The sequence below is a fragment of the Agromyces sp. NPDC055658 genome (assembly GCF_053618155.1).
Window position 1 is genome coordinate 1 of the sequence record NZ_JBSHHD010000055.1, and the last position, 14,775, is coordinate 14,775.

Consider the following 14,775-nt stretch of genomic DNA (forward strand, 5'->3'; position numbering starts at 1 on the left):
GGTACCGGGGTACCACTCGCCGCCGCCCCGGTGAGGCCGCGGTGCGACTACTGCGCGTCGCGCGCCTGCGCGGCGAGCGCGCGCTCGACACCGGCGACGTTCTCGATCACGAGACGGCGCAGGGCCGGCGCGGCATCGGTGTTCTGGTCGAGCCAGGCGTGGCTCGCGTCGACGAGCTCGCGGTTCGCGAGCGTGGCGGGGTAGAGCAGCTCGACGAGCTTCTCGGCGATCGCGTAGCTGCGGGCCTTCCAGACCTCGCCGATCATGCCGAAGTAGCGCTCGATGAAGGGCGCGAGCAGCGACTGTTCGTCGGCGCGCACGAAGCCGGCGGCGGTCGTGCGGACGACCGAGTTCGTCGCGGTGTCGGCGACGACGATCGAGTCCCACGCGCGCTGCTTGCCCGCGGCGGTCGGCATCGCCGCACGGGCGTGCGCCGCCGACTCCTGGCCCGTCGCGGTCTTGTCGGTGGCGAGGCGGGCGTCGATCTCGGCATCGCCGGCGCGGCCCGCGGCGACGAGCGCGATGAGCAGCTCCCAGCCGAGGTCTGTGTCGATGTCGAGCCCGTCGAGCGAGATCGAGCCGTCGAAGAGACCGGCGAGGGCGTCGACCTGGGTGCCGGCCTCGGCGATCGCGGCGAACGACTTCACGAACTGGAACTGCGCGTCGCTGCCGGCCTCGGCCTGCTGTGCGAGCTGCCAGAACCCGTCGGCGAGCGTGCGGCGCGCGTCGGCGCGGTGCTCGGGTGCGACGTACGAGCTCGCGGCGAGCTGCGCGTTCGCGAGGATGATGCGCAGCGTCGTCGACTCGGTCTCGCTCGCGATGTTGCCGAGCACGAGGTCGAGGTAGTCGCTCGCGCTCGTCTCGGCGTCGCGCGTCGCGTCCCAGACGCTCGACCAGACCAGCGCGCGGGCGAGCGGGTCCTCGATCTTCGAGAGGTTCGCGATCGCGACCTTCTGCGATGCCTCGTCGAGGCGGATCTTCGCGTAGGCGAGGTCGTCGTCGTTGAGGAGCACGAGGTCGGGGCGAGCGAGACCCGAGAGCTCGGCGACCACGGTGCGCTCGCCGTCGACGTCGAGCTCGACGCGGTGCTCGCGCACCAGCTTGCCGTCCTTCAGGTTGTAGAAGCCGATCGCGAGGCGGTGCGGTCGGATGGTCGGGTAGTCGGGGTGCGCCGACTGCAGCACCGTGAACGACGTGATCGCGCCCGAGTCATCCGTCTCGATCTCGGGGCGCAGCGTGTTGACGCCCGCCGTCTCGAGCCACAGCTTCGACCAGCCCGACAGGTCGCGGCCCGAGGCGACCTCGAGCTCGGCGAGCAGGTCGGCGAGGGTCGTGTTGCCCCACGCGTGCTTCTTGAAGTACGCCGAGACGCCAGTGAAGAACGCGTCGATGCCGACCCAGGCGGCGAGCTGCTTCAGCACCGAGCCGCCCTTGGCGTACGTGATGCCGTCGAAGTTCACGAGCACGTCTTCGAGGTCGCGGATCTCGGCGACGATCGGGTGGGTCGAGGGCAGCTGGTCCTGGCGGTACGCCCAGCTCTTCTCCATCGAGTTGAACGTCGTCCACGCGTGGTGCCACTCGGTCGCCTCGGCGGTCGCGATCGTCGAGGCCCACTCGGCGAACGACTCGTTGAGCCACAGGTCGTTCCACCACTTCATCGTGACGAGGTCGCCGAACCACATGTGCGCGAGCTCGTGCAGGATCGTGACGACCCGGCGCTCCTTGATGGCATCGGTCACCTTGGAACGGAAGACGTAGACCTCGGTGAAGGTGACGCACCCGGCGTTCTCCATCGCGCCCGCGTTGTACTCGGGCACGAAGAGCTGGTCGTACTTCGTGAAGGGATAGGGCACGTCGAACTTCTGCTCGAAGTACTCGAAGCCCTGCTTCGTCTTCTCGAAGATGTAGTCGGCGTCGAGGTACTGCGACAGGCTCTTGCGGCTGAACACGCCGAGCGGGATGACGCGGCCGTCGCGCGAGATGAGCTCGTCGCGCACGACGTCGTAGGGGCCGGCGACGAGCGCCGTGATGTAGCTCGAGATGCGATGGGTGGGCTCGAACGACCACGTCGCCGTCGAGACGTCGTCGGCGCGGCGGCCCGACGGGTGCAGCTCGGGCTCGGGCGTCGGCATGTTCGAGACGACCTGCCAGTGCGACGGGGCCGTGACGGTGAACGTGAATGCGGCCTTCAGGTCGGGCTGCTCGAACACGGCGAACATGCGGCGCGAGTCGGGCACCTCGAACTGGGTGTAGAGGTACACCTCGCCGTCGGCGGGGTCGACGAAGCGGTGCAGGCCCTCGCCGGTGTTCATGTATCGCCCGTCGGCCTCGACGACGAGCACGTTCTGCGCTTGGAGGTTCGGCAGCTGGATGCGCACGCCGTCGCTCACCTCGGCCGGGTCGAGCTCGACCCCGTTGAGGGTGACCGAGTGCACGGTCGCGGTGATCGCGTCGATGAACGTCGAGGCGCCGGGCGTGGCCGCGTCGAACCGCACGGTCGTGGTGGTCTTGAAGACCTCGGGGCCGACGGTGACGTCGAGCACGACGTCGTAGTCGTGCACCGTGACGAGCGCGGCGCGCTCCTCGGCTTCGAGTCGGGTGAGGTTCTCTCCGGGCACGTGCGCTCCTTCGCAAGTATCGACGCGGCTCGTGGCCGCAGGCAACGCGTCCCAGCCTAGCCCTCGGGCCGTCGGTGGAGTAGCCGGATGATCGGCACGGTCGCCTCAACCGCGCACGATCGACACGACCGCTGCGCCGAAGGCCGGGAGGGCGACCGGCGACGGGCGCCGCCGATCACCTCATCGATCGGACGGCGGCCGCCGCGCCGCTTCCGCCCGATGCAGCAGCAGTCGCCGCTCCCGTTCGTTCGCCGTCATCGCGGCGGCCCGGTCGAACTCGGCGGCAGCCTCGGCGCCGCGGCCCTGCTGCTCGAGGAGGTCGCCGCGCACGCTCGGCACGAGGTGGTAGCCGCGCAGCGCCTGCAGCTCGGCCAGCTGGTCGAGCAGTGCGAGCCCGGCCGCAGGTCCGTGGGCACGGGCGAGCGCGACGGCCCGGTTGAGCTCGGCGACGGGGGAGCCCGTGCGCCGGCCGAGCTGCTCGTAGAGGTCGGCGATGCGCGCCCAGTCGGTGTCGGCGACCGAGGCCGCACGTGCGTGCTCGGCGGCGATCTCCGCCTGCAGCGCGTACTGCCCGGGCCCCTCGCCGGCCACGGCGAGCGACTCCGCCCGCGCGAGGGCCTCGATGCCGCGGCGGATGCGCGCGGCATCCCATCGCCTGCGATCCTGCGCGTCGAGCAGCACCGGTTCGCCGTCGGTGCCGATGCGCGCGGCGAGCCGCGACGACTGGAGCTCCATGAGCGCCGAGAGCCCGTGCACCTCGGGGCCCTCGGGCACGATCGCCGTGAGGATGCGCCCCAGCCGTACGGACTCGTCGCAGAGCGCCGGGCGGACCCAGTCGTCGCCCTCGGTCGCCGAGTAGCCCTCGTTGAAGAGGAGGTACACGACACGGAGCACGGTCTCGAGCCGTGCCGCGCGCTCGTCGCCGCTCGGCTCCTCGATCGCCGCCCCGGTGTCGGCGAGCGTGCGCTTCGCCCGTGAGACGCGCTGCGCGATCGTCGATTCGGTCGTGAGGAAGGCCCGCGCGATCTCTCTGGTCGTCAACCCGGCGACGAGCTTCAGCGTGAGCGTCGTCTGCGCCTCCTGCGTGAGCGAGGGGTGGCAGCAGATGAACATCAGCCGCAGCACGTCGTCCTCGACGTGGTCGATGCCCGCAGCCGGGTCGTCGTCGATCGTCTGCTCGAGCTCGCGCGCGAGCGCGGCCGCCGTCTCGTCGTTCCGTGCGCGACGCCGGAACGCGTCGACCGCCCGCCGCTTGGCCGTGGTCATGAGCCACGCGCCCGGGTTGTCGGGGATCCCCGACGCCGGCCACTGCGAGAGCGCCGCGATGACCGCGTCCTGCGCGACGTCCTCCGCGAGGCCGACGTCGCGCACGATGCGAACGAGCGCGGCGATGATGCGCGCCGACTCGAGCCGCCAGACCGCCTCGATCGCGGCGCGCGTGGTCATCTCGCTCACGGGTGCATGAGACCACGCGCGCCACGCGGCCGCAACCGCCGGGGCGTCAGAACTCTGCGATCTGCCGGATCTCGACGCTGCCGACGAATCCCGGCCAGAAGTCCTTGTGGATCTGCATGAGCCGTCGGCCGAGCTCGAGCGCCTCCTCCCGGGTGCCGACCTCGATCACGGCGTAGCCGCCGACGAGCTCCTTCGCCTCGGTGAACGGACCGTCGACGGCCTTGATGTCGCCGTCGGCCAGCGAGATGATCGCGCCGGTCTCGCTGGGCAGCAGTCCCCGGCTGTCGAGCAGCACGCCGTTCGCGCGGCCCCAGCGGTCGTACTCGGCCATCGCCTCGTAGACGGCCGGCGGCGTCTCGCCGTTCGACTCGCTCGACTTCATCATGCACAGGTAACGCATCGGATTCCTCCTCGATGAGGCCCGCCCGGGTGGCGTGTGCCTTCACGATAGCGTCGGCGGTTCCTGCCGGTTCTCGACACGGTCGCGAGAAATTCTGCGAATCGATGTCGAGATCGGATGCCTCGCGGCGACGCCATGGTGAACGACCCGGTCGATCGACCGGGTCACGACCGGAAGGAGCACCACCATGGATACCCGCATCGACCGCTCGAGCGCCGAACCGGGCGAGACCGCCGACCGACGACGTGCCGCCCGTGCCGGCGACCCCGCGACGCGCGGTCTCGTCGCCGCAGGGGTCGTCGCCGGACCGCTCTTCGTCGTGGTGGGCGTCGCGCAGGTCCTCACCCGCGAGGGATTCGATCTGGCCCGGCACCCGCTCAGCCTGCTCTCGCTCGGCGACCTCGGCTGGGTGCAGATCGCGAACTTCGTCATCGCGGGCGTGCTCATGCTCGCGTTCGCCGCGGGCGCTCGCCGGAGCCTCGGCGACGGGCCCGGACGCATCGCGGCCCCGGTGCTGTTCGCGCTCTACGGAGTCGGGCTCGTGCTCGGCGGGGCGTTCACCGCCGACCCGGCGCTCGGCTTCCCGGCCGGTGCGCCCGCCGGCACGCCGACCGAGCTGACCCTGCACGGGTGGCTGCACGCGTTCGCGGCGCCGCTCGCGTTCCTCGCGCTCGTCGCCGCGACGTGGGTCGTCGCCCGCCGACTCGCCTGGGAGGGGCACCGCGCTGCGGCGGCCTGGTCGCGGGTGATCGGCGTCGCCTGCCTCGTGCTCTGCGTCCCGTTCGGGCCCGGCATGAGCGTGCGGCTCCTCCTCGGCGTCGCCCTCGGATTCGCCTGGATCGCTGCGTACGCGATCTCGCTGCTCCGGCCGCCGATGACCGAGGACGTGTGAGGGAGCGCTCCGGCGACGGGATGCCGCAGCTCCCGCCGAGGCATCCCCGTCGCCGCGCCGCAGGCGTAGCCTGACCCCATGCGCACCACCGTCGACAACGACGCCCCGACCGCCGAGCGCTACCGCGCGTTCGCCGAGGTCGAGGCCCGCGGGATGTCGGAGACGTACGATGCATGGGCGCTCGGCGTCGCCGACGACCCGGCGACGATCGCGCTCATCGACGAGCTTCCGCCGGCGAAGCGCCAGCCGAACCTCGTGTTCTCGGCCGCGCGATTCCACGGTTCGGAACCGGCGCCGTACGACGACTTCAGGCGGTGGCTGGCGGCGCACTGGCCCGAGGTGCGCGAGACCGCCGAGACCCACGCCACCCAGACCAACGAAGCCGGCCGCTGCGCACTGCACGTTCCCGCGCTCGCCGAGATCCCGGGCCCGCTCGCGCTCCTCGAGGTCGGCGCCTCGGCGGGCCTCTGCCTGTACCCCGACCGGTACAGCTACCGATACCCGGGCCACGGGCGACTCGACCCGGCCGACGGCACGAGCCGCGTCATCCTCGACTGCGAGACGCGCGGCACCGAACCGGTGCCCGTACCCGCCAGCCTGCCCGAGGTCGCCTGGCGCGCCGGCATCGACCTCAATCCGCTCGACGTCACGGACCCCGACGACCTCGCCTGGCTCGACGCGCTCATCTGGCCCGAGCACGACGACCGCCGCGAGCGGCTGCGCGCCGCGGCGACGATCGTCGCCGCCGATCCGCCGCGCCTCGAAGCGGGCGACCTCAACGAGCGGCTCGCCGCGCTCGCCGCGGAGGCGCCCGCCGAGGCGACCCTCGTCGTCCTCCACACCGCCGTCATCGCCTACCTCGACGAGCCCGCGCGCGCCCGGTTCGTCGAGACGGTGCGCGAGCTGCCGGGTCACTGGCTCTCGGTCGAGGGGCGATCGATCGTGCCGGGCATCCGCGTCCGCGACGACGTGCCCAACGATTCGACCGACTTCGTGCTCGCGCTCGACGGGGTGCAGCGGGCGTGGGCGCAGCCGCACGGGCGCGCCGTCACGTGGGTGCCGAATCCCTAGAATTGCTGCATGCGCATCCACATCGCGACCGACCACGCCGGCCTCGAATTCAGCCGGACCCTCCAGGCCCACCTGTCGAACGGCGGTCACGAGGTGATCGACCACGGCCCGGTCGAGTACGACGCGCTCGACGACTACCCGGCGTTCTGCATCAATGCCGCGCTCGGCGTCGCGCGCGACCAGGCCGCCGGCGTGAAGGCCCTCGGCGTCGTGTTCGGCGGCTCGGGCAACGGCGAGCAGATCGCCGCGAACAAGGTGAAGGGCATCCGCGCCGCCCTCGTCTGGAGCATGGACACCGCGATCCTCGCCCGGGAGCACAACGACGCCAACGTCATCTCGATCGGTGCGCGCCAGCACACCGTCGAAGAGGCGATCCGCTACATCGATGCATTCATCGCCGAGCCGTTCTCGGGCGACGAGCGCCACGTGCGCCGCATCGCGCAGCTCGCAGAGTACGAGACGACGGGCGACATCGCAGGCAAGGGCGTGGACGTCGAGCCGCGCGCCGAGGCGCCGGCGGAGTAGCAGGGTGCCCGAAGGCCACTCCGTCCACCGCATCACCCGGCAGTTCGAGCGCAACTTCGTCGGCCACGTCGTGCACGCCTCGAGCCCGCAGGGCCGGTTCGCCGTCGGCGCCGCCGAGCTCGACGGCCGACGCATGATCGATGCGCGCGCCGTGGGGAAGCAGATGTTCCTCGGATTCGAGGGCGACGTCTGGCTGCGCGTGCACCTCGGCATGTACGGTGCCTGGGACTTCGCGGGCGACATCCTCATGGATGCCACGATCGCATCGGCGAACGGGCGCATGGGGCAGACGAACCAGCGCGGCACGTTCCTCGACGCGCCCAACCCCGACGCCGTCGTCTTCGACTCGGCCGGAGAGAACTCGCTCACCTCGATCGGGGCGCCCCGCACGACGCGGCTGCGCATGTCGGAATCCGAGAAGGAGGGCAACGGCCTCGAGACGTTCCCGCCCGAACCGATCGGGCAGGTGCGGGTTCGGCTGCTCACCGACACGATCTGCGCCGACCTCCGCGGGCCGACCGCGTGCGAGGTGCTCGACCCCGCCCAGGTCGAGGCGATCGTCGCGAAGCTCGGCCCCGACCCGCTGCTCGATCCAGGCGCCGTCGCCGAGGAGCGCTTCACGAGCGTCGTCCGCAAGAAGCCGACGCCCATCGGGCTGCTGCTCATGGATCAGAACGTCGTCGCCGGCATCGGCAACGTCTACCGCGCCGAGCTGCTGTTCCGGGCGCGCCTCAATCCGCACACGCCGGGCAAGCAGGTGCCCGAGGAGCTCGTGCGCGAGCTCTGGCGCGATTGGTCGAAACTCTTGCGCATCGGCGTCGAGACCGGCCAGATGATGACGATGGACGACCTCGACCCCGAGGCGTACCGCGCCGCCATGGCGAGCCGCGAAGACCGGCACTGGGTGTACAAGCGCGAAGGCCTGCCGTGCCGGGTCTGCGGCACGCACATCGTGCTCGAAGAGATGGGCGCCCGCAAGCTCTACTGGTGCCCGTCCTGCCAGGCGTGACGGCACGGTGGGGATAACCCCCGCCGCGATCCGGGCGCACGCCGGCTGTGCTGGCTGCGCGCCGCTCGCGAGGCTGGAGGCATGCTTCAGACACGTCTCCGCAGGCCGCGCGCCGCAATCGGCAGCGCCATCGCCGCCATCGCCGCCGGCGGCCTCGTCGCCGTCGCCTTCGCCGGTTGCGGCCTCGTCACCCCCGCTCCGGTCTCCACGATCGGGAAGGTCGACTTCGACCGCCCGCTCGTGATCCCGCCGCTCGTCGAATCGACGGTCGACGCCGACGGAACCCGCGTCTTCTCCCTCGAGGCGCAGGCCGGCGCGACCGAGTTCGAGCCGGGCGAACCGAGCGACACGTGGGGGTTCAACGGCAGCTACCTCGGCCCGACGCTCGTCGCCGACCGCGGCGAGCACGTGCGCGTCGAGGTGACGAACTCGCTCGACGAACCGACGACCGTGCACTGGCACGGCATGCACCTGCCGCCCGAGATGGACGGCGGTCCCCACCAGATGGTCGAACCGGGCGCCTCGTGGTCGCCCGAGTGGGACATCGACCAGCAGGCGGCGACCCTCTGGTACCACCCCCACCCGCACGGCGAGACCGAGGACCACGTCGCACGCGGACTCGCCGGCATGTTCATCCTCCATGACGAGCACGAGCGCTCGCTCGGGCTGCCGGGCGAGTACGGCGTCGACGACATCCCGGTCATCGTGCAGGACACGGGGTTCTCGGCCGAGGGCGAGCAGGAATCGAGGCAGCGCACCTACGCGGGCGGGCTCGGCGACGAACTCATCGTGAACGGCACGCGCAGTCCCTACCTCGAGGTGACCGACGAGCTCGTTCGGCTGCGGCTGCTCAACGCCTCGACGGCGCGCACCTACGCGTTCACCTGGAGCGACGCCCGCCCCGTCCAGCTCATCGCGACCGACGGCGGCCTGCTCGAGGCATCCGTCGAGCTCGACCAGGTGCGCCTGTCGCCCGGCGAGCGCGCCGAGGTCCTGCTGCGGGTCACGCCCGGCCAGCGCGTGGTGCTGCAATCGAGGATGACGCCCGAGGTCGCCGGCCTCGTCGGGCCGGTCGCGGCGACGAACGGCGGCAGCGACGCGTTCGACGTCCTCGAGGTGCGCGCTGGGGACGCGCTCGAGCCGGCGCCAGCGGTGCCGGCGCAGCTCAACACGATCGACGACATCGACGAGACCGAGGTCGCGACGACCCGACGTTTCGAACTCAGCGACAGCTTCGAGATCAACGGCGAGGCGATGGACATGGGGCGCATCGACGAGACCGTCACGGTCGACACGCTCGAACGATGGGTGGTCGAGAACGCGACGCAGGTGCCCCACAGCTTCCACGTGCACGACGTGCAGTTCCGCATCGCCTCGATCGGCGGCGAGGCGCCGCCGCCCGAGCTCTCGGGCTGGAAGGACACGATCTTCACCGAGCCCGAGACCGAGTACGAGCTGCTGATGCGGTTCGAGGACTACACCGACACCGACACGCCGTACATGTACCACTGCCACCTGCTGTGGCATGAGGACCAGGGGATGATGGGGCAGTTCGCCGTCGTCGAACCAGGTCAGTCCGCGACCCTCGATCCCACCGGGTCTGCCACGATGACGGGAGGAACCCACCATGAGCACTGAGGCGACGAGCACCGAGGCGATGACCACGAACACCACGACCGATGCCGCGCCGCGGCGCCGCGGCTACTGGGCGCTGTGGGCGACCGTGCCCAGGGAGTTCGCCTTCCTCATCCTGACGATGCCGATCGCGATCACGGCGCTCGTGCTGCTGTCGACGACCTTCTTCACGGGGCTCGGCCTGATCTTCCTCGTCTTCGGCATCTTCATCGTGGTCGCCTCGATGTTCATGGCGCGCGGCTTCGGCACGCTCGAGCTGGTACGGCTGCGCTGGGCCGGTCGCCGCGAGGTCGCCCGCCCCGCCTGGGAGCGGGGCGATCGCGACCAGGGCTTCTGGCGCACGATGTTCGCGCCCTTCATCGACGGGCACTACTGGCTGTACCTGCTGCACGGGCTCGTCGTGAACCCGATCGTCAGCATCGTCTCGTGGATCCTGACCGTCGCCTGGACCTCGGTCGCGCTCGCCGGCACGACGGGCTGGATCTGGCAGCGCTACATCCCCGACGGTCGCGCCGACGACGACTTCTGGCTGTTCGACACCGTGCTCGACTTCCTGTTCCCGGGCAACACGTGGCAGTTCGACCCGCGGGTCGGCGAGACCGTCTTCGAGCTCATCCTCGGCGTGATCTTCCTCGCGACGCTGCCCTACGTCTTCCGCGGGCTCACGCTCCTGCACGACGTGGTCGCGCGCGGAATGCTCGGGGCATGGCGGTCCGAGGCCCTCGAGCGCGAGGTCGCGCAGCTGGCTGCTTCGCGCGGCGCCGCCGTGCAGGCCGAGGACGCCTCGCTGCGACGTCTCGAGCGGGACATCCACGACGGGCCGCAGCAACGGCTCGTGCGCCTGCAGATGGACCTCGCGGCCATCGAGCGCAAGCTCGACCGCGATCCCGAGTCGGCGCGCGAACTGCTCGGCGAGGCGCGCGACCAGGCGCGGGAGACGCTCGACGAACTCCGTGCGCTCTCACGCGGTTTCGCCCCGCCGATCCTGCAGGACCGGGGGCTCGCCGTCGGCCTCGAATCGCTCGCCGCGCGCAGCCCCGTGCCGGTCGCGGTCCAGATCACGCTGCCCGAGGATGCCTCGCTGCCGGCCCCGATCGAACGCAACGTCTACTTCGTGGCCGCCGAACTCCTGACCAACGCGGCGAAGCACGCCGAGGCGACGAGCGTGCGGCTCGCCGTCTCGACGCGCGACACCGGCGCCACGGGGCACTGGGTCGACGTCTGGGTGACCGACAACGGCCGGGGCGGCGCATCGACGGTGCCCGGGCACGGACTCGCCGGACTCGCCGAGCGGGTCAACGGTCTGCGCGGACTGTTCGTGGTCGACAGCCCCGCCGGCGGCCCGACGACGATCGGCGCGCACATCCCGTACAGCCCGCTGGTCGGGTAGCCGCGAGCCGCGCCGGCGGTCGAGCGACGACGGCACCGGGGCGTTCGAGCGGCGACGGAGGGGCAAGACCCCGCCCCGGCGCACGCCCGCCCCGGGTCGTCCGCCCCCGATAATGTGGGGGGCATGACCGACTCGGCCCGGCCCCTCCGCATCGTCCTCGCCGAAGACTCGGTGCTCCTGCGCGAGGGGCTCGTGCGCCTCTTCGACGAGGCCGGCTTCGAGACGGTCGCCGCCTACGGCGAAGCCGACTCCCTGCTCGCCGCGATCGACGAGACGGATCCCGACCTCGCCGTGCTCGACGTGCGCATGCCGCCCACGTTCCGCGACGAGGGCGTTCGCGCGGCGATCGAGCTGCGCAAGCGCCGCCCCGGACTCGGCGTGCTGCTGCTCAGCCAGTACGTCGAGGGCACGTACGCGCACGAGCTCCTCTCGTCGGGCGAGGGGGGCATGGGCTACCTGCTGAAAGACCGGGTGGCCTCCCTCGACGAACTCGAGGACGCGGTCGAACGGGTCAGCGAGGGCGGCACGGTGCTCGACCCCCAGGTCGTGCGCGAACTGCTCGCCCGGCGCAGCGACCCGCTCGCCACCCTGACCCCGCGCGAGCGGGAGGTCATGGAGCTCATGGCCGAGGGCCGCACGAATGCCGGCATCGCGAAGCAGCTCTTCATCGGGGTCGGCGCGGTCGAGAAGAACGTGACGTCGATCTTCCAGAAGCTCGGCCTCGAGGATTCGGGCACCGATCACCGGCGCGTCCTCGCGGTGCTCACCTGGCTGCAGCGCTGAACGCTCACCGCGTCGTGCCCCGCAGCGGTGCGTGGGCGGCGAACACTCCGCGATAGCTGCGATAGCCCCGTAGCATCCAGAGCACGAACTGGGCGACGGCGGCGAGCGCGCCGAGGGCGATCGACCACGCGATCGACCCGGTCGCAGGGAAGACCAGCGCGCCGATGAAGAGGCCGACGAGCGCCGTGTTCACCACGAGCATGACCATCATCGAGCTCGCGAACACCTGCGAACGATCGCGCGCCGCGAACGGGAAGTAGGTCGTCTTCGCGCCGGCCTCGTCGTCGGTCGTACCGGTCATGAGATAGGGCTCGATGCCGGGGTCGAGATCCACGTACGCCCGGCGGAGGCGGTTCATCGCGAGGACGTAGACGAGGTCCTCGGTCGCCGTGTTGAACACCCGCAGCTGGGTGATCACCCCGAGCAGCACCAGCAGTGCGAGCACCCCGAGGGCGGCCGCGCCGAACCACCCGCGGAAGCCGGTCGCGTTGCCGAGCACGCCGAGCGAGACGAGTCCCGCCGACACGAGGGTGAGGAAGATCGCGATGCGGGTGAGCACCTCGCTCTGCGTGGTGCTCCTCGATGCGAGCAGGCTCCAGTGCTCGGTCGCGAGCATCTGCGCGCGCAGCGATCGCTGCGCATCGCTCAACGATGCGGTGTCGCCGTGGGTCGACGGCTCGGGCTCGGGTTCGACCGTCGCCATATCGGCATTCTCCACCCGGGCCGGGCGGCCCGCCATCATCGCGGCGTGTTCAGTCGTCGGAGTCGTCGCGGCGCGCGCCTCGATGCAGCTCGATGACCTTGGTCTCGCCGGGGGAGTCGGGGTCGTCGGTGATCGGCTCATCGGCCATGAACTGCCGGATGATGTGCGCGAGCTCGCCGGGGTGGCTGAAATTGATGGCGTGCGCCGCGCCCTCCATCACGACGACGATCACGTCGGTGTCGACATGGGCGACGACCTCGTGCACGCGCGCCGGGTCGGGCATGAGCGGGTCGCGGTCGCCGATGACGGCCAGGATCGGCACCGGCAGCGAGAGGAGGCGCTCGAGCGTGGGGTACCGGGTCAGTGCGCCGAACATCTTGACGGTGCTCGCGACGCCGAACTTCAGGTAGTCGGGTGCGGCGACGCGCACCATGCGCTTCGGCTCGCGGCCGCCGTCGCGCGCGAGCTGCACCATCGCGCGGGCGAGGGGCTGGTTGTGGTAGCCGCCGGCCGGCGAGACGAGGATCGCCCGCTCGAGACGGTCGGGGAAGTGGTGGCCGAACTCGCAGATCACCGGGCAGCCCATCGAGTTGCCCACGAGGGTGGCCTTCTCGATGCCGCGGTCGTCGAGGAACCTGGCGGCCGCCTCTGCGAGCGAGCCCAGGGTGAGGCCTTCCGAGCGCGAGCGCCGTGCGCTGCGCCCGAAACCCGGCAGGTCGGGCACGAGCGTGTGGAAGTCGTCGGCGAGGAGTTCGGCGGTGGGCAGCAGGTAATGCCCCGACAGCCCGAACCCGTGCACGTGCATGACGACGGCAGCGCCGGGCGGCGGCGCCGGCGACTCCCGGTAGAAGACGTCGAGGCCGTCGACGTTGGTCCAGTGCTCGGCGAGCTTCGACTGCGGGCGCTTGGGCGTCTTGCGCTCCCGATGCCGGTTCGAGGCTGCCTCTGTGCTCGCCATCGTCGCATCCCCTTCCGTCGTGCCGCCCGGTCGGTTTCGGGCCCTGGGACGATTCTCGCGCACCCGCGGCACGTGCGGTTCGTGCGAACCGCGTGAAATCCCGCCCGCTGCCGCGTCGGAGACGGCTCGGGCCCGGACGCCGGGCCACCGGGGCGCCCGGCGTGCGGCATCCGGGCCCGTCAGCCCGTCGGGAGTCGCCTACTCGACGGCGATGTGCGAGAACAGGAACCAGCGGTCCTTGTCGAGGCCGCGACGGATCTCGATCACCACGTCCTGGCTGGCGGGGTCGAGGTCGGCGAGCCCGTCGATCGCGGCGTTGACCTTCTCGGTCGCGAGGTCGATCTGGGTCACGACGCCCGTGATCGCCTCCTCGTACGAGAGGAAGCCGAGCTTCGGGTCCTTGGCGCCGCTCTTCGCGGCGACGGTCCCGAGGCGCCCGTCGATCGGCAGCCCGAGGGCGACGACGCGTTCGGCCGCGAGGTCGGCCCACTCCTGCGCGTGGGCGACGACGTCGTCGAGCAGTTCGTGCACGGCGATGAAGTTCGCGCCGCGAACGTGCCAGTGCGCCTGCTTGCCGTTGACGACGAGGGCGACGAGCTCATGCACGACGGGGGTGAGGTACTGGGCGACGCCTGCGGCGACGTCGGCGTTCGAGCCGGTCTTCGGTGCGGTCTGGATGTCGGTCATCGTGTCCACCTTCCCTGGAGTATGTCCTCCTCAACGCTACGCACCTGCCCCGGTATTTCAAGGAAGGGTAGGCAGGGCTGGCTTCATGACACGGCATGGCCGACAATGACCGGATGTCGCGGCCCAGTGCCGCGCGTCATGCTCGCGTTCCTTGCCGTCGAACCGATAATTTGGCCGCACGAACGAAAGGGTCTGCCATGTACTTCCTCAACAGCGTGTGGGACTGGTTCTGGTTCCTCTTCTGGATGTTCGCCTACGTGGCGTACATCTTCGCGCTCGTCTACATCCTCATCGACATCTTCCGCGACCACGAGCTGAACGGGTGGGCCAAGGCGGCCTGGACGATCTTCCTGATCTTCGTGCCGTTCATCACCGCGCTCGTGTACCTGATCGCGCGCGGCAACGGCATGGCGGAGCGTGCGGGGCGCAAGCAACGCGAGTACCAGGAGTACAGCGAGGAGTACATCCGCTCGGTCTCGTTCGCGAATCCCGCCGACGAGATCGCGAAGGCGAAGGCGCTGCTCGACGCGGGCACGATCACGCAGGGCGAGTTCGAGGCGATCAAGAACAAGGCGATCGGCAACAAGTACTGAGCAGGAGAACGGTACTGAGCCGGAGATACCAGAACGGCCCCGCGACGGTGTCGCGG

14 protein-coding genes are annotated in these 14,775 nt (G+C 70.8%); 8 read left to right on the forward strand and 6 right to left on the reverse strand.

What is annotated here, in order from left to right; translation table 11 throughout:
• Window positions 1-47: 47 nt before the first annotated feature.
• The 3 genes from pepN to ACWGPE_RS17710 all read right to left on the reverse strand — a co-directional run bounded on the left by pepN (window position 48) and on the right by ACWGPE_RS17710 (window position 4,473).
• Window positions 48-2,618: an aminopeptidase N gene (gene pepN / locus ACWGPE_RS17700; RefSeq protein WP_231430827.1), complete on the reverse strand. Its 2,571-nt coding sequence runs from the start codon at window positions 2,616-2,618 to the stop codon at window positions 48-50.
• A 180-nt stretch (window positions 2,619-2,798) separates the two neighbouring features.
• Window positions 2,799-4,064 (reverse strand): RNA polymerase sigma factor, encoded by a 1,266-nt coding sequence (locus tag ACWGPE_RS17705; protein WP_452049185.1) that lies wholly within the window; start codon window positions 4,062-4,064, stop codon window positions 2,799-2,801.
• Window positions 4,065-4,119: 55 nt separating this feature from the next.
• Complete coding sequence (locus tag ACWGPE_RS17710; protein ID WP_231430828.1) at window positions 4,120-4,473, reverse strand: YciI family protein; 354 nt, start codon at window positions 4,471-4,473, stop codon at window positions 4,120-4,122.
• Between the two features lie 187 nt (window positions 4,474-4,660).
• Here ACWGPE_RS17710 and ACWGPE_RS17715 point away from each other — a divergent pair, with 187 nt between their 5' ends.
• From ACWGPE_RS17715 to ACWGPE_RS17745, 7 genes are all read left to right on the forward strand, one after another.
• Window positions 4,661-5,365: a DUF998 domain-containing protein gene (locus ACWGPE_RS17715; RefSeq protein ID WP_231430829.1), complete on the forward strand. Its 705-nt coding sequence runs from the start codon at window positions 4,661-4,663 to the stop codon at window positions 5,363-5,365.
• Between the two features lie 78 nt (window positions 5,366-5,443).
• Window positions 5,444-6,436, forward strand: a complete 993-nt coding sequence (locus ACWGPE_RS17720) for a DUF2332 domain-containing protein (protein WP_452049180.1) — start codon at window positions 5,444-5,446, stop codon at window positions 6,434-6,436.
• Between the two features lie 9 nt (window positions 6,437-6,445).
• Window positions 6,446-6,961 (forward strand): ribose-5-phosphate isomerase, encoded by a 516-nt coding sequence (locus ACWGPE_RS17725; RefSeq protein WP_275506889.1) that lies wholly within the window; start codon window positions 6,446-6,448, stop codon window positions 6,959-6,961.
• A gap of 4 nt (window positions 6,962-6,965) precedes the next feature.
• Window positions 6,966-7,970, forward strand: coding sequence for an Fpg/Nei family DNA glycosylase (locus ACWGPE_RS17730; protein ID WP_231430832.1), 1,005 nt, complete (start codon window positions 6,966-6,968; stop codon window positions 7,968-7,970).
• Between the two features lie 81 nt (window positions 7,971-8,051).
• On the forward strand, window positions 8,052-9,608 hold the full coding sequence (locus tag ACWGPE_RS17735) for a multicopper oxidase family protein (RefSeq protein WP_452049181.1): 1,557 nt from the start codon (window positions 8,052-8,054) through the stop codon (window positions 9,606-9,608).
• Entirely contained in the window at window positions 9,598-10,995 is a 1,398-nt protein-coding gene (locus tag ACWGPE_RS17740; protein ID WP_452049182.1) for a sensor histidine kinase, read from the forward strand. The genes ACWGPE_RS17735 and ACWGPE_RS17740 overlap by 11 nt, the downstream gene beginning before the upstream one ends.
• Before the next feature lie 123 nt (window positions 10,996-11,118).
• The gene (locus ACWGPE_RS17745; RefSeq protein WP_231430835.1) at window positions 11,119-11,778 is read left to right on the forward strand and encodes a response regulator transcription factor; all 660 of its coding nucleotides are present in this window, start codon (window positions 11,119-11,121) and stop codon (window positions 11,776-11,778) included.
• 4 nt (window positions 11,779-11,782) lie between these two features.
• Here the strand turns inward: ACWGPE_RS17745 and ACWGPE_RS17750 are convergent, their stop codons facing one another.
• The 3 genes from ACWGPE_RS17750 to ACWGPE_RS17760 form a co-directional block, all read right to left on the reverse strand.
• Window positions 11,783-12,481 (reverse strand): hypothetical protein, encoded by a 699-nt coding sequence (locus ACWGPE_RS17750; RefSeq protein WP_452049183.1) that lies wholly within the window; start codon window positions 12,479-12,481, stop codon window positions 11,783-11,785.
• Window positions 12,482-12,530: 49 nt separating this feature from the next.
• Entirely contained in the window at window positions 12,531-13,439 is a 909-nt protein-coding gene (locus tag ACWGPE_RS17755) for an alpha/beta fold hydrolase (RefSeq protein ID WP_452049184.1), read from the reverse strand.
• 198 nt (window positions 13,440-13,637) lie between these two features.
• Window positions 13,638-14,126, reverse strand: coding sequence for a Dps family protein (locus tag ACWGPE_RS17760; RefSeq protein ID WP_231430838.1), 489 nt, complete (start codon window positions 14,124-14,126; stop codon window positions 13,638-13,640).
• 197 nt (window positions 14,127-14,323) lie between these two features.
• On the opposite strand from ACWGPE_RS17760, the gene ACWGPE_RS17765 reads away from it, so the two are divergent.
• A complete protein-coding gene (locus ACWGPE_RS17765; protein WP_231430839.1) occupies window positions 14,324-14,719 on the forward strand; it encodes an SHOCT domain-containing protein in 396 nt (131 codons plus the stop codon).
• Window positions 14,720-14,775 lie beyond the last annotated feature (56 nt).

What these genes read in the sequence shown, in the direction of transcription:
- ACWGPE_RS17710 (WP_231430828.1), bottom strand. Translation starts at nt 4,473, where the DNA reads ATGCGTTACCTGTGCATGATGAAGTCGAGCGAGTCGAACGGCGAGACG.
- ACWGPE_RS17720 (WP_452049180.1), top strand. Translation starts at nt 5,444, where the DNA reads ATGCGCACCACCGTCGACAACGACGCCCCGACCGCCGAGCGCTACCGC.
- ACWGPE_RS17750 (WP_452049183.1), bottom strand. Translation starts at nt 12,481, where the DNA reads ATGGCGACGGTCGAACCCGAGCCCGAGCCGTCGACCCACGGCGACACC.
- ACWGPE_RS17715 (WP_231430829.1), top strand. Translation starts at nt 4,661, where the DNA reads ATGGATACCCGCATCGACCGCTCGAGCGCCGAACCGGGCGAGACCGCC.
- ACWGPE_RS17735 (WP_452049181.1), top strand. Translation starts at nt 8,052, where the DNA reads ATGCTTCAGACACGTCTCCGCAGGCCGCGCGCCGCAATCGGCAGCGCC.
- ACWGPE_RS17725 (WP_275506889.1), top strand. Translation starts at nt 6,446, where the DNA reads ATGCGCATCCACATCGCGACCGACCACGCCGGCCTCGAATTCAGCCGG.
- ACWGPE_RS17755 (WP_452049184.1), bottom strand. Translation starts at nt 13,439, where the DNA reads ATGGCGAGCACAGAGGCAGCCTCGAACCGGCATCGGGAGCGCAAGACG.
- ACWGPE_RS17745 (WP_231430835.1), top strand. Translation starts at nt 11,119, where the DNA reads ATGACCGACTCGGCCCGGCCCCTCCGCATCGTCCTCGCCGAAGACTCG.
- ACWGPE_RS17705 (WP_452049185.1), bottom strand. Translation starts at nt 4,064, where the DNA reads ATGACCACGCGCGCCGCGATCGAGGCGGTCTGGCGGCTCGAGTCGGCG.
- ACWGPE_RS17765 (WP_231430839.1), top strand. Translation starts at nt 14,324, where the DNA reads ATGTACTTCCTCAACAGCGTGTGGGACTGGTTCTGGTTCCTCTTCTGG.
- ACWGPE_RS17760 (WP_231430838.1), bottom strand. Translation starts at nt 14,126, where the DNA reads ATGACCGACATCCAGACCGCACCGAAGACCGGCTCGAACGCCGACGTC.
- ACWGPE_RS17740 (WP_452049182.1), top strand. Translation starts at nt 9,598, where the DNA reads ATGAGCACTGAGGCGACGAGCACCGAGGCGATGACCACGAACACCACG.